At 62.1% G+C, this 13,832-nt stretch carries 13 protein-coding genes; 8 read left to right on the forward strand and 5 right to left on the reverse strand.

Going from position 1 to position 13,832, the window contains the following annotated elements:
* Positions 1 to 20 precede the first annotated feature (20 nt).
* Both aceF and lpdA read left to right on the forward strand, forming a co-directional pair.
* Positions 21 to 1,694: a dihydrolipoyllysine-residue acetyltransferase gene (gene aceF / locus ASD07_RS12750; RefSeq protein WP_055930328.1), complete on the forward strand. Its 1,674-nt coding sequence runs from the start codon at positions 21 to 23 to the stop codon at positions 1,692 to 1,694.
* A 10-nt stretch (positions 1,695 to 1,704) separates the two neighbouring features.
* Positions 1,705 to 3,471 (forward strand): dihydrolipoyl dehydrogenase, encoded by a 1,767-nt coding sequence (lpdA, locus tag ASD07_RS12755; RefSeq protein ID WP_055930331.1) that lies wholly within the window; start codon positions 1,705 to 1,707, stop codon positions 3,469 to 3,471.
* Between the two features lie 259 nt (positions 3,472 to 3,730).
* Here the strand turns inward: lpdA and ASD07_RS30820 are convergent, their stop codons facing one another.
* From ASD07_RS30820 to ASD07_RS12775, 4 genes are all read right to left on the reverse strand, one after another.
* Positions 3,731 to 3,994 carry a transposase gene (locus ASD07_RS30820; RefSeq protein WP_162246556.1) on the reverse strand — a complete coding sequence of 88 codons (264 nt, stop codon included), beginning with the start codon at positions 3,992 to 3,994 and terminating at the stop codon, positions 3,731 to 3,733.
* 122 nt (positions 3,995 to 4,116) lie between these two features.
* Positions 4,117 to 4,431 (reverse strand): DUF3144 domain-containing protein, encoded by a 315-nt coding sequence (locus tag ASD07_RS12765; protein ID WP_055930337.1) that lies wholly within the window; start codon positions 4,429 to 4,431, stop codon positions 4,117 to 4,119.
* Positions 4,432 to 4,525: 94 nt separating this feature from the next.
* Positions 4,526 to 4,708, reverse strand: coding sequence for a hypothetical protein (locus ASD07_RS12770; RefSeq protein WP_055930340.1), 183 nt, complete (start codon positions 4,706 to 4,708; stop codon positions 4,526 to 4,528).
* 108 nt (positions 4,709 to 4,816) lie between these two features.
* On the reverse strand, positions 4,817 to 5,461 hold the full coding sequence (locus ASD07_RS12775) for a TetR/AcrR family transcriptional regulator (RefSeq protein ID WP_055930343.1): 645 nt from the start codon (positions 5,459 to 5,461) through the stop codon (positions 4,817 to 4,819).
* A 151-nt stretch (positions 5,462 to 5,612) separates the two neighbouring features.
* Between ASD07_RS12775 and ASD07_RS12780 the strand changes: the two genes are divergently transcribed.
* The 3 genes from ASD07_RS12780 to ASD07_RS12790 are packed head-to-tail and all read left to right on the forward strand — an operon-like array spanning position 5,613 to position 9,742.
* On the forward strand, positions 5,613 to 6,737 hold the full coding sequence (locus ASD07_RS12780) for an HlyD family secretion protein (RefSeq protein WP_055930346.1): 1,125 nt from the start codon (positions 5,613 to 5,615) through the stop codon (positions 6,735 to 6,737).
* 8 nt (positions 6,738 to 6,745) lie between these two features.
* Positions 6,746 to 8,308, forward strand: a complete 1,563-nt coding sequence (locus tag ASD07_RS12785; protein WP_229207133.1) for a DHA2 family efflux MFS transporter permease subunit — start codon at positions 6,746 to 6,748, stop codon at positions 8,306 to 8,308.
* Between the two features lie 15 nt (positions 8,309 to 8,323).
* Entirely contained in the window at positions 8,324 to 9,742 is a 1,419-nt protein-coding gene (locus ASD07_RS12790; RefSeq protein WP_055930352.1) for an efflux transporter outer membrane subunit, read from the forward strand.
* 88 nt (positions 9,743 to 9,830) lie between these two features.
* On the opposite strand, the gene ASD07_RS12795 is transcribed toward ASD07_RS12790, so the two are convergent.
* Positions 9,831 to 10,718 (reverse strand): LysR family transcriptional regulator, encoded by an 888-nt coding sequence (locus tag ASD07_RS12795; protein ID WP_055930355.1) that lies wholly within the window; start codon positions 10,716 to 10,718, stop codon positions 9,831 to 9,833.
* A 101-nt stretch (positions 10,719 to 10,819) separates the two neighbouring features.
* On the opposite strand from ASD07_RS12795, the gene ASD07_RS12800 reads away from it, so the two are divergent.
* Genes ASD07_RS12800 through ASD07_RS12810 form a run of 3 tightly spaced genes read left to right on the forward strand, consistent with a single transcriptional unit; the run spans position 10,820 to position 13,774 of the window.
* A complete protein-coding gene (locus tag ASD07_RS12800; protein ID WP_055930358.1) occupies positions 10,820 to 11,422 on the forward strand; it encodes a short chain dehydrogenase in 603 nt (200 codons plus the stop codon).
* Positions 11,422 to 12,024, forward strand: coding sequence for a short chain dehydrogenase (locus ASD07_RS12805; RefSeq protein ID WP_055930361.1), 603 nt, complete (start codon positions 11,422 to 11,424; stop codon positions 12,022 to 12,024). Before ASD07_RS12800 ends, ASD07_RS12805 begins: the two co-directional genes overlap by 1 nt.
* 49 nt (positions 12,025 to 12,073) lie before the next feature.
* Entirely contained in the window at positions 12,074 to 13,774 is a 1,701-nt protein-coding gene (locus tag ASD07_RS12810) for a DNA mismatch repair protein MutT (protein WP_055930364.1), read from the forward strand.
* Positions 13,775 to 13,832 lie beyond the last annotated feature (58 nt).

The following is a 13,832-nucleotide window of genomic DNA, read 5'->3' on the forward strand; positions in this document are numbered from 1 at the left end:
TAGAAGACGGAGCAAACACTATGAGCATGGTTGAAGTGAAAGTCCCGGATATCGGCGACTTCAAGGAAGTTGAAGTCATCGAGCTGATGGTCAAGGTGGGCGACACGATCAAGGTTGACCAGTCGCTGGTGACCGTTGAATCGGACAAGGCATCGATGGAGATCCCTTCGTCGCAGGCTGGTGTCGTCAAGGAAATCAAAGTGAAGGTGGGCGACAAGGTGGCCGAAGGCTCGCTGCTGCTGGTCGTTGAAGCTTCCGGCGCTGCCGCTGCACCTGCAGCAGCTCCCGCAGCTCCCGCAGCGGCTGCTGCGCCGGCACCGGCCCCAGCCCCAGCGCCCGCCGCAGCTGCCGCGCCAGCGCCGGCCGCTGCATCGGCCGGCCCGGTCGAGGTGAAGGTGCCGGACATCGGCGACTTCAAGGAAGTGGAAGTCATCGAAGTACTGGTCAAGGTTGGCGACACCATCGCCAAAGACCAGTCGCTGGTGACCGTCGAATCCGACAAAGCCTCGATGGAAATTCCATCGTCGCACGCCGGCGTGGTGAAAGAGATCAAGGTCAAGGTAGGCGACAAGGTCGCTGAAGGCTCGCTGGTGCTGATCGTCGATGCGGTCGGCGGCGCCCCGGCAGCCGCGCCTGCAGCCGCAGCATCCGCGCCAGCTACTGCACCGGCCGCAGCTCCTGCAGCCGCTCCAGCCGCCAGCGCCGTTGCCCCAGCGCCCGCAGCATCTTCCGCGCCGTCCACCCCTGCGGTGAACGGCAAGCTCGCCCACGCCTCCCCATCCGTCCGCAAGTTCGCGCGCGAACTGGGCGTGGACGTGACCCGCGTTGGCGGCACCGGTCCGAAAGGCCGTGTGAGCCAGCTGGACGTGCAGAACTACGTCAAAGGCATCGTCTCCGGCGCGGTAGCATCGCCGGGCGCCGCGCCGGCCGCCGCTGGCGGTGGTGCAGGCCTGAACCTGCTGCCGTGGCCGTCGCTGGACTTCAGCAAATTCGGCGAAACCGAACTGTCCCCGCTGCCGCGCATCAAGAAGATCTCCGGCCCGAACCTGCATCGCAACTGGGTCATGATCCCGCACGTGACGCAGTTCGAAGACGCCGACATCACCGACCTGGAACAGTTCCGCGTCGACAGCAACAACGCCAATGCCAAGAACAAGGACGCCGTCAAGCTCACCATGCTGGCGTTCGTGATCAAGGCCTCCGTCTCGGCGCTGAAGAAATACCCGACCTTCAATTCCTCGCTGGACGAGAAGGGCGAGAACCTTATCCTGAAGAAGTACTACAACATCGGCTTCGCCGCCGACACGCCGCAAGGCCTGGTGGTACCGGTGGTGAAGAATGCCGACCAGAAGTCCGTGTCGCAGATCGCCAAGGAAATGGGCGAACTTTCGCTGGCAGCGCGCGAAGGCAAGCTGAAACCGACCGACATGCAGGGCGCCTGCTTCACCATCTCGTCGCTGGGCGGCATCGGCGGTACTGCCTTCACCCCGATCGTGAACGCACCGGAAGTGGCGATCCTCGGCCTGTCCAAGTCCTCCATGAAGCCAGTATGGGACGGCAAGCAATTCGTGCCGCGCCTGATGCTGCCGCTGTCGCTGTCATACGACCACCGCGTGGTCGACGGCGCGTCCGGTGCCCGCTTCGCTGCATACCTGGCCGAAGTACTGGCCGATATGCGCAAGATCCTGCTGTAAGGAGGCCGCGATGATCGAAGTTAAAGTACCGAACATCGGCGACTTCAAGGAAGTTGAAGTGATCGAACTGCTGGTCAAGGTTGGCGATACCGTCAAGGTCGACCAATCGCTGGCCACCGTGGAATCCGACAAGGCATCGATGGAGATTCCATCGACCCACGCAGGCGTGATCAAGGAGCTGAAGATCAAGGTCGGCGACAAGGTGAGCGAAGGCTCGGCGCTGATGGTGGTCGAGGAGACCTCCGGCGCAGCCGCAGCCCCGGCCGCCGCCGCCCCAGCCCCGGCACCAGCCGCCGCACCCGCACCGGCAGCTCCTGCAAGCGCGCCGCAAGCCGGCGGTTACGCCGGCCAGGTCGACGTCACCTGCGACATGATGGTCCTGGGCGGCGGCCCGGGCGGCTATTCCGCCGCCTTCCGCTCCGCAGACCTGGGCATGAACACCGTGCTGGTCGAGAAATACGCGACCCTGGGCGGCGTATGCCTGAACGTCGGCTGCATCCCATCGAAAGCCCTGCTGCACCTGGCCGCCGTGGTGGACGAAACCAGCCACATGGCCAAGAACGGCGTCACTTTCGCCAAGCCGACGATTGACATCGACCAGGTGCGCAGCTACAAGGACGGCGTCATCAAGAAGATGACCACCGGCCTGGCCGGCATGGCCAAGATGCGCAAGGTGAACGTAGTGCAGGGCGTCGGCCAGTTCCTCAGCCCGAACCATATCGAAGTCACCGCAGCAGACGGCAGCAAGAAGGTAGTCCAGTTCAAGCAAGCCATCATCGCCGCTGGTTCCAGCGTGGTGAAGCTGCCATTCGTCCCTGAAGACAAGCGCATCGTCGACAGCACCGGCGCACTCGAACTGCGCTTCATGCCGAAGAAGATGCTGGTCATCGGCGGCGGCATCATCGGCCTGGAAATGGCCACCGTCTACAGCACTTTCGGCGCGCGTATCGACGTGGTCGAAATGATGGACGGCCTGATGCAAGGCGCCGACCGCGAAGCCGTCAAGGTCTGGCAGAAGTACAACGAGAAGCGCTTCGACCGCATCATGACCAAGACCAAGACCGTCGGCGTGGAAGCGCTGCCGGAAGGTATCAAGGTCACCTTCGAAGCAGCCGAAGCCGGCGCCACCGCACCGGAACCGCAGCTGTACGACATGGTCCTGGTAGCAGTCGGCCGCAGCCCGAACGGCAAGAAGCTCGCCGCCGACAAGGCCGGCGTGGTGGTCACCGACCGCGGCTTCATCAACGTCGACAGCCAGATGCGCACCAATGTACCGCACATCTTCGCCATCGGCGACATCGTCGGCCAGCCAATGCTTGCCCACAAAGCCGTGCACGAAGCGCACGTCGCAGCAGAAGCAGCCCATGGCGAGAAAGCCTACTTCGACGCCAAGATCATTCCATCGGTAGCCTACACCGATCCGGAAGTGGCATGGGCCGGCATCACCGAAGACGAAGCGAAAGCCAAAGGCATCAAGGTTGAAAAGGGCCACTTCCCATGGGCAGCCAGCGGCCGCGCCGTGGCGAACGGCCGCGACGAAGGCTTCACCAAGCTGCTGTTCGATGCGGAGACCCACCGCATCATCGGCGGCACCATCGTCGGCACGCACGCCGGCGACATGATCGGTGAAATCGCCCTGGCGATCGAAATGGGCGCCGACGGCATCGACATCGGCAAGACGATCCACCCGCACCCGACCCTGGGCGAATCGATCGGCATGGCGGCCGAAGCCTACGAAGGCGTCTGCACCGACCTGCCGCCACCGCGCAAGCGCTAAGCTTGCTCCAGCAAAATGTCCACCTAGGGGTCAGGAACGAAAGTGGACATTTTCTCTTCTTCAACGCGCAGCTTCGGCTGCGCGCATTCTTTGTACCGTCTTCGTTGAAACTTTGAAATGCTCTGCGATTTGAGTGGGGCTGTGCTCGCCTGCACGCAAGGCTTCAGCGATGGCTTGCTGACGGTCCATTTTGTCGGTAACGATGGGCAGGGGAGGTGGTTTCAATGGGTTGTGTCCGCCAATCCCGGCGGATATGAAGTCACAATACGCCCGGATGCGTTCGGTATCGTTTGCACCGTGAGAGCGCGCTCGAATGGTCGTTATATCGCAGCAGATGGAAATGGTTCGGCATCTGGCAATACGCATGGCAGATGAATCCGAAGCGGTCGGCGGTGCGCGCGACCAGGCCATGCCAGATCAGGTAATCGCGCTCGTCAAGATAGATATTGGCCTTGCGATTGCCACGTGCGGTGACGTGGTAGAAGGCATCTGGGAGCAGGGGCGTGGTGGTCGGCTCATTCACCGACGATAGCACCGTGACAATAAAGTGAACTGATCTAGATCAGGGGAGGGCGGAGACCTGGGGAGGAACAAAAATGTCCACTTTTGTTCCTGCCGGATCGCCGGACCGCCCCAAGGTGGACATTACTTCTGGTTGCGGTATTGCTCGTAGTGCTGGCTGTAGTCGTTCCAGTTGTCGTCGAACATTTTACCGAATTGGTCCATGAAGTAAGCCTTGGCTTCTTCTTTCTTGGCGTTGTAGGTTTCCAGGTCGCCCTGGGCGCGGGCTACCAGGAAGATGTTGTAGCGGGCGGCTGCGAACAGCAGGCTGGCGCCAACCAGCTGTGGCGCGCCTTTATTGCTGTTTTCGTGGGCGTTGGCCAGTGCAATGTAGGCGTCGATGTTCTCGAAGAATTTCTGGTCGTCGTTTTGCTGCTGTTGGGTTGCTTGTTCGCTCATGATTCACTACCAATAAGTTGATACTAGGGGTGGGCATCGTGACACATGAAGCGGGTTGCTGCAATAAAAAACCGGGCTTTTGCCCGGTTTGTTGTTAGCTCGCTATGAAGCGCTCTGGGATTTCGATGCCGCCGCTATTGGCAGCTTCTGCATAGGCCTTCAGTTCATTGATCGCGGCGTCCAGGTGTTCCTTGTTGGGGTTTGCCTGGAAGCCTTTGATGCGCTCGTTAATCGTGGCGATTTTCCTGCTCCATTCGAGCCGATCGACCTTGCTCATACAACCTCCCACTTTAATTATGTTCTTGAGAAGGTCAGTATCCGGCAGCTACCCGAAGGGCCACCGTGCGCTAGCGCACATACGCTGCCGCGCACGCTTAAAGGGCACTTATCGCTTGACGACTCCGCGCAGGAACAGCTCGATACCCTGCTCGATTTCTTCCGGCGTCGTCGCTACGCCGCAGCGCGATTCGAACAGGAAGCGGCGCAACTGGTCGCCCATCAGGCAGTTCATCAGGTGGATCGCCAGCCGCTCCGGCGACGAGTTCGTGTCAAGTTGGGCTGCGATATCCGGACGGGCGAAATAGCGCGCCAGCAGTTCGCGCGTCTGGCGCGGGCCGGCATCCCAGAAGGCTTCCGCCAGGTCGGGGTTGGCGTGGGCTTCCGCCACCACGATCTGGTACAGCGAGGTGGCTTCGGGCGTGCTGACCAGGCGATGGAAACGCAGGCCAAATTCCAGCAGGGTGTCGCGGATAGGGCGGTGCAGGGTTTCCATGCCGGCAGGGTCGAAGGCGCCGGCGCGGTAGCGCAGCAGGATGGCCTTCAGCAGGCCGGCCTTGCCGCCGAATTTCACGTAAATCGTGCGCACGGCAACCCTTGCCTCCTTGGCAATGGCTTCCAGGCTGACCTTGCCGTATCCCTTTTCCAGGATCAGGTGGGCAGCCGTATCCAGCAGGTCATTCAGGCGTGATTCGGCCTCCGCTGCCTTCGGGCGGCCCGCTTTGACTGGCTCAGTAACTTGTTCAACAGACATGATGGATACCGTACGTAATGCCCGAAGGCTATCAGATAGCCCCTACTTTAAGTCAAATAAAAATGAAATGCAATCGTTTCATTTCTTGACTTTGGTCATTGATTGTCGAATAATGCACACGACTCATTTCATTTTCAGGGAGTTTCCCACCATGTCCCAGCACAACCCAGCCGAACAAAAAGTGCTCAGCGCCGTGCCAGAAGCCGCGCCTGCCGCCACCCCTCCTAACCGTCGCGTGCTCCTGGTCGCCGGCCTGATCGCCCTGGCAGCCCTGGGCGCCGGCGGCCGCATGTGGTACCGCAGCCATCACTACGTGGAAACGGAAAACGCCTATGTGGCAGGCCACGTGCATCCCGTGTCTTCGCGTATCTCCGGCGTGGTGACCAAGGTGCTGGTGGACGACAACCAGCTCGTGAAAGCCGGCGATGTGATCGCCGAACTCGATCCCTTCGACCAGCAGGTGAAGGTAGAGCAGATCCAGGCGCAGATCGCCAGCGTGCAGCAGCAAGTGCTGCAGGCCGACGCCCAGATCGCCCAGGTCAACGCGCAAGCCAGCGCCGCCGCCGCCCAAGTCGCGCAGTCGCAGGCCAACCAGCTGCGCGCCACGCAGGACGCCGAGCGCTACGGCCAGCTGTATACCAGCCAGATGAAGGCTGTCTCGAAAGCCGAACTGGATGCCGCCAATGCGGCCCGCGCCAGCGCCACTGCCGACGTGGCAGCACGCAAGGACAGCGCCGTCGCGGCGAAAGCGCAGATCGGTTCCGCGACCTCCGCGCGCGAAGTGCTGAAGGCGCAAGTGAAGGTGCTGCAAGTGCAGCTGAAAGACGCGCAGCAGCAACTGGCATACAACCGCATCGTCGCCCCGGTCGAAGGCCGCGTCGGCAAGCGCAGCCTGGAAGTGGGCCAGCGCGTGCAGCCAGGCCAGCAGCTGGTGGCGCTGGTGCAGGACAATGTCTGGATCACCGCCAACTTCAAGGAAACCCAGCTCGCCGACATGCGCGTGGGCCAGGAAGTGAGCCTGTCCATCGACGCGCTGCCTGGCAAGGAACTGGTTGGCCGCGTGGACTCGTTCTCTCCAGCCTCCGGCGCGCAATTCGCGCTGCTGCCGGCCGATAACGCCACCGGCAATTTCACCAAGATCGTACAGCGCGTGCCGGTCAAGATCACCTTCAAGCCGGAAGACCTGAAAGCGTATGAAGGCCGCCTGGTGCCGGGCATGTCGGCCATCGCTGAAGTCAGCATCAAATCGAACACTCAGGCAGCCAACGTAAAATGAGCGCCCCAATGACGGTGCCTGAAGGCCGGGTATCCGGCCGCACCTGGATCGCAGTCGCTGCAGGCATGCTGGGTGCCTTCATGGCGGTGCTGGACATCCAGATCACCAACTCCTCGCTGCGCGACATCCTCGGCGCGCTGAACGCCACGCAGGAAGAGGGCTCCTGGATCTCGACCGCCTACCTGGTGGCGGAAATCATTGTCATCCCGCTGACCGCGCTGCTGACGCGCACCTTCGGCATGCGCGGCTACATGATGGGTACCACCGCGCTGTTCCTGATGTTCTCGACCCTGTGCGGCGCGGCGTGGAACCTGCAAAGCATGATCCTGTTCCGCATGCTGCAGGGCTTTACCGGCGGCGCACTGATTCCGATGGCGATGACGCTGGTGATGGCCAAGCTGCCTCCTTCCAAGCGCGCAGTCGGCATGGCCATCTTCGGCCTGACCGCAACCCTCGCGCCTTCCATGGGCCCGACCCTGGGCGGCTACCTGAGCGAACTGTATGGCTGGCCATCGATCTTCTATATCAACTGGGCGCCCGGCATCCTGCTGATCGCCGGTGTCGCATACGGACTCGATCATGAAGAACGCAAACTGAGCGAGTTGTTCAACGCCGACTGGCTGGGCATCGCCTTCATGGCGATGGGCCTGGGCTGCCTGACCATCTTCCTGGAAGAGGGCAATAGCAAGGACTGGTTCGAATCCGGTTTCATCATCGCCTTTGCAGGCCTGGCGATCGTCGGTTTGCTCGGTTGGGTGCTGACCAGCGCGATGCGCCCGCAACCCTTCGTCAACCTGGGGCTGTTCGCGCAGCGTAACTTCCTGGTGGCGTCGGCGCTGGCAGCGGTGATGGGCATGGGCCTGTATGGCTCGTCCTTCCTGCTGCCGCTGTACCTGGGCCAGATCGCCGGTTACTCGCCGATGCAGATCGGTGAAGTCATCATGTGGGCCGGCTTGCCGCAGCTGTTCATCATGCCGTTCGCGGCCAAGCTGTCGATGAAGGTCGACAACCGCATCCTGTGCTCGATCGGCCTCGGGCTGTTCGGCGTGTCGTGCATCATGAATGCCTATATGGACGCGACCACCGGCTATGACCAGTTGCTGCTGTCGCAGGTGGTGCGCGCGCTGGGCCAACCGTTTGTCATGCTGACGCTGTCGAACTTTGCGATGAACGGCATTGCACCGAAAGACACCGCATCGGCATCGAGCCTGTTCAACATGATCCGTAACCTGGGCGGCTCGATCGGCATTGCCCTGCTGGCGACCCAGCTGACGCAGCGCGAACACTTCCACTCGGCCCGCCTGGGCGAGGCAGTGAACAGCTTCTCGGCCGCGACCCAGTTGCGCCTGGACCAGCTGACGCAGAATTTCATCGGCAAGGGCTTCGACCCGGTCACCGCATCGGACAAGGCGCTGAAGGCGGTCGACAGCATCGTGCGGCGCGAGTCCTTCGTGATGGCATACAACGACGGTTTCCTGATCGTGGGCGCGATCCTGCTGTCCTGCATCCTGATCCTGTGGCTGTCCGACAAGGTGAAGTCCCCCTCGGGTGGCGGCTCCGGCGCGCACTAAATGAGAGAAAGAACTATGAACATCAAAATGATTGCAATGGCAGTTGGCGCAGCGGCGGTATTGGCCGGCTGCGGCACCGTAGGCGGCGACTTCAAAGCGCCTGCCGGGATGAAGGAACAGGCCTTCCGCCACGCGCCGCAAGGCGCATCCGGCGAAGCCCAATTGCCGGCGCAGTGGTGGACCGTGTTCAGCGACGACACGCTGAACCGGCTTGAGCACCAGGCCCTGCGCGACAGCCCGACCGTCAAGGCGGCGGCGCAGCGCCTGTTCCAGGCCGAAGCGCAACTGGGGCTGACCAAGGCCAGCCAGCTGCCGTCCGTGACGCTCAGCACCGGCGTCTCGAATTCGCGTACCTCGGCCAATACCTCGCAAGGTATCGCGCTGGGCCACCGCTCGATCCATGGCAACAACTATTCTGTCGCCGCAGGCTTCTCGTACGAGCTGGACCTGTTCGGCCGCGTGCGCCGCGCCGTGGAATCGGCCGATGCGCAAGCGCTGGCCSCCAGCCATGACCGCGACGGCGTGCTGTTGCTGCTGTCGTCGCAGATCGCCACCTCCTACTGGCAGTTGCGCGGCCTGGATGCCGAAATGGCGATCCTGCGCGGCGCGCTGGCCACCCGCAAGGAAACCGAGGAACTGGTGAATGCCCGCTTCAATGCCGGCCTGTCGAATGAGCTGGACACCTCGCGCGCCCGCATCGAACGCGCCAACGCCGAAGCCGACCTGGAAGAAGTGCAACGCCAGCGCAACACCCTGGAGCACGCGCTGGCCGTGCTGGTAGGCGCATCGCCATCGTCGATGCAACTGGAGCCGGCAACGGCCACCGAGATGCCGGCGCCGCCGGTCATTCCAACCGGCCTGCCCGCCAACCTGCTGGCCAATCGTCCGGACCTGGCAGCCAGTGTCGCCACGCTGCGCGCCACCAACGCCAATGTGGGCGTCGCGGAAGGCGCGTTCTACCCATCGGTCAGCCTGACCGGCAACTTCGGCTATGCATCGGAAAGCCTGAGCGAGATCGCCAAAGGCGGCTCGCGCGCCTTCAGCTTCGGCCCACTGGCGCTGTCGCTGCCGATCTTCGACGGTGGCCGCAACCAGTCCAACCTGACCGTTGCCAAAGCCCGCTACGAAGAAGCGGTAGCCAACCACGAAGGCAGGCTGCTGACCGCCCTGCGTGAAGTGGAGGATGCCCTGTCCGACGTGCAGCAGCGTACGCAGCAAGGCAAGGTCCAAGCGACTTCCCGCGAAGCCGCCACCCGCGCCTACGACGTCGCCCGCGCCCGCTACGAGCGCGGCATCAGCACCTACCTCGACGTCACCGACGCCCAGCGCAGCGCACTGGCAGCGGAGCGCGCCGCGGTGCAAATCAACACGCAGCGCATGCTGGCCACCGTCAGCTTCGCCCGCGCCCTCGGCGGCGGCTGGCAAGCCCCTTAAGGGTTAGAAGTCGAAAGTCGGGGTCAGCTCCGGCAATCGGACATTTCGCTGCGCGAAATGTCCGATTGCCGGAGCTGACCCCGACTTTTTAATTGCCAGGGCCGAGGCGGGTGAGCATGAAGTCGACGAAGCTGGTCAGCTTGGGTGTGGGCTGGCGGTCGCGGGGGTAGAGCAGGTGCATGGGGCGCGGGGTGGGCAGGTAGTCGTCGAGTACGCGTACCAGTCGGCCGGCGGCGATGTCTTGCGCCAGCGCTGTTTCGGCTTGCATGATCAGGCCGAAACCCTTCAGTGCGGCTTGCTTCAGCGCGTAGCTGTTGTTGGCGCGCAGCCGGCTTAAGGCGACGTGGCGGCCGTCCTTGTCGCCTTTCAGGCGCCAGCGTGCTTGCGGCACCCAGCCGCTGAATTCCAGGCATTCGTGCTGCGCGAGGTCGGCCGGTATTTGCGGTACCCCGTTTTTTGCGAGGTAGTCGGGGGAACCGCAAATCACCACGCCGTACGGCCGCAGCGGGCGCGCTACCAGCGACGAATCTTCCAGCGTGCCGATGCGCACGGCAATGTCGAATCCTTCTTCCACCATGTCGATCATGCGGTCGTTCAGGTTCAGGTCCACGCTGACTTCGGGGTACATCGCGAGGAAGTCGGGGATCATGGGGCTGAGCCATTCCATGCCGAACGAGACTGCCGCCGTCACCTTCAGTACCCCGCGCGGCGCCACGCGCATGGTTTCGGCCAGGCTTTCGGCGGCGCCGATCTGCGCCAGGATGGCGCGGCATTGTTCAGCATACTGGCGCCCGATCTCGGTCAGCGACTGGCGCCGCGTGGTGCGCGTCAGCAGGGCGGCGCCAAGCTTTTGTTCCAGCTCGCGCACGTGCTTGCCGACCATGACGGCGGATATGCCGAATCGTTCTGCCGCCGCCGTGAAACTGCCGGTGTCGACGGCGGCGACGAATACTTCCATGCTGCGAAGTTTGTCCATTGCTAACCATGAGTTTGTAATCATCTAAATGATAGCTCATTTATTCCTGTGGTGACGGAGCGCATACTGGCTTCACTTCGAAACCCAACAGGAGATTCAACATGAAGAAGATCATCGTTATCGGCGCTTCGGGCACCATCGGCAAAGGCATTGTGGAGCAACTGGGCTTGCGCCACGAAGTGATCAGCGTTGGCCGCAGCAGCGGCCAGTACCAGGTGAAGATCGAGGAACCGGCTTCGGTGCAGGCACTGTTCGAAAAAGTCGGCAAGGTGGATGGGGTGGTGGTGGCTGCCGGCGATGTGCACTTCGGCGCGCTGCAGGAAATGACCGCGGAGCAGTTCTACACCGGCCTGAATTCCAAGTTGATGGGCCAGGTGAACGTGGCGCTGGCTGCACAGAAGTACCTGAATGACGGCGGCTCGATCACCCTGACCAGCGGCATCCTGTCCGAGCAGCCAATCCGCTACGGCGCCAATGCCAGCGCGGTCAACGCTGCGGTGGAAGGCTTCGTGCTCGGCGCTGCCATCGAGCTGCCGCGCGGCCTGCGCATCAACGTCATCAGCCCGACCCTGGTCAATGAGTCGGTGGATGCTTACGGTCCTTACTTCTACGGCATCGAAACCGTGCCGGTGAAGCGCGTGGCGCTGGCTTACAGCCGCAGCGTGGAAGGTGCGGAAAACGGCAAGACTTACCGCGTATGGTAATGCGTTCGGTCCTGGTAATTGGCGGCAGCGGCACCATCGGCAGCGCCGTGGTGCGGGAGCTGGGCAAGCGGCATCGCGTGATCACTGCTGGCCGCAGCGGCGGCGATCATCGCGTAGCGATCGAGGACATCGCTTCGGTTCGGGCCTTGTTTGCGGAAGCGGGCAGGGTGGACGATGTGGTGGTGGCGGCAGGTGCGCTCCATGTCGGTCCACTGCAGGAGATGACGCACGATCAGTTCCGCATCGGCCTCGCTTCGAAGTTGATGGGGCAGGTGAACGTGGCGCTCGTCGCGCAGCACGCGCTGAACGATGGCGGCTCGATCACCTTGACCAGCGGCGTCGATGCGCACAACCCGCTGCGCGGCTGCGCCAACACGGTCGCCGTCAACCATGGCATCGAGGGCTTTGCCCGCGGCGCGGCGATTGAGCTGCCGCGCGGGCTGCGCATCAACGTGGTCAATCCTTCGCTGCTGGAGGAGTCGGCGGAAAAATTCGAGTCGCTGTTTTATGGCTTCGAGCCGGTTCAGGCCAGTCGCGTGGCCCGTGCCTACAGCCGTTGCGTGGATGGCGCAGAATCCGGAAAAACCTACCGCGCCTGGTAGACGCAGGCATACAATGTGGCCTTCCTTTTAACTGTAGAGAAAAGGCCACATGAAAAACCTCCTGACCCCCTTGGTGCTGGCGCTTGCCAGCGCTGGCGCTGCCGCTGCTCCCGCTGATGTCGCCGAGCTGCAGAAGATGACCAAGCGCTACGCGCCGGTGCAGCTGAAAGCCGATACGTCGAAGCTTTCGGCCGGCGACCGCCAGGCGATCAAGAAGCTGATCGAAGCGGCGAAGATCGTCGACACCTTGCAGCTGCGCCAGCGCTGGTCCGGCAACGAAGCCTTGTACGCTGCGCTGCAAAAGGATAAGTCGGCGCTGGGCAAGGCGCGCGCCGAGTACTTCTGGCTGAACAAAGGCCCATGGTCCATCCTCGACGAGCACAAGTCCTTCCTGCCTGAGGAAGTAGCGGGGATCAAAGTGCCTGGCCAGAAGCCTGCCGCCGCCAACTTCTATCCGGAAGGCGCCAGCAAGGAGGAAGTGGAAGCGTGGATCAATGGCCTGCCTGCTGCACAGAAGCAGGAAGCGCAGTGGTTCTTCACCACCATCCGCAAGGGCGATGACGGCAAGTTCAAGACCGTCAAATATTCGGACGAATACAAGCCGGAGCTGGAGAAACTGTCCAAACTGTTGAAGGAAGCCTCTGCCGCCACCAGCAACGCATCGCTGAAGAAATTCCTCGACCTGCGCGCGGATGCCTTCCTGTCCAACGACTACCTGCCATCCGATTTCGCCTGGATGGACCTGGATTCGCCGGTCGACGTCACCATCGGCCCTTACGAAACCTATAACGACGAGCTATTCGGCTACAAGGCCGCCTTCGAAGCCTATGTGAACATCCGCGACGAAAAGGAAACGCGCAAGCTGGACTTCTTCGCCAAGCATATGCAGGAGCTGGAAGACAACCTGCCGCTCGATCCGCAATACCGCAACCCGAAAGTCGGCGCGGTGGCGCCGATGGTGGTGGTGAACCAGGTCTACGGTGCGGGCGATGGCAATATGGGCGTGCAGACGGCCGCCTACAACCTGCCGAACGATGAACGCATCATCAGCCGGCGGGGCTCCAAGCGCGTGATGCTGAAGAACGTGCAGGAGGAAAAATTCAAGGCCACTTTGACCCCGATCGCCAAGCTGGTGCTGCGTGCAGCGGACCAGAAGGACCTGGACTTCAATTCCTTCTTCACCCATATCCTGGCGCATGAAATCACGCACGGCCTGGGCCCGCACATCACCAAGGCCGGCGCTACCGAATCGACCCCGCGCCAGGACCTGAAAGAAGCCTATTCCACCATCGAGGAGGCGAAAGCCGACATCACCGGCCTGTACGCCCTGATGTACATGATGGAGAAGGGACAGTTGAACGACACGCTGGGGCAGGGCGAGTCGGCGGAGCGCAAGCTGCACACCACCTTCCTGGCATCGGCCTTCCGTACGCTGCACTTCGGCCTGACCGACTCGCATGCGCGCGGCATGGCGATCCAGGTCAACTACCTGCTGGATAAGGGCGGCTTCGTGTCGTACGGCGATGGCACTTTCTCGGTCGATTTCAAGAAGATCAAACAGGCTGTGACCGATCTTGACCGTGAGTTCCTCACTATCGAAGCCACAGGCGATTACGCGCGCGCCAAGGACATGATGGCGAAGTATGTGGTGATCCGCCCCGATGTGCAGAAGGCGTTGGACAAGATGAAGAAAGTCCCGAATGACATTCGTCCATCTTTCCCGACTGCCAACTCCTTGCTGGCAAAATAAACTTGTCGACTAGCTCAGCCAATATTTTGTAACAGCCCAGAAACTCCGGTAACAGCTT

Origin of the sequence: Duganella sp. Root336D2 (assembly GCF_001425005.1) — a bacterium.
Classification (GTDB): Bacteria; Pseudomonadota; Gammaproteobacteria; order Burkholderiales; family Burkholderiaceae_D; genus Rugamonas.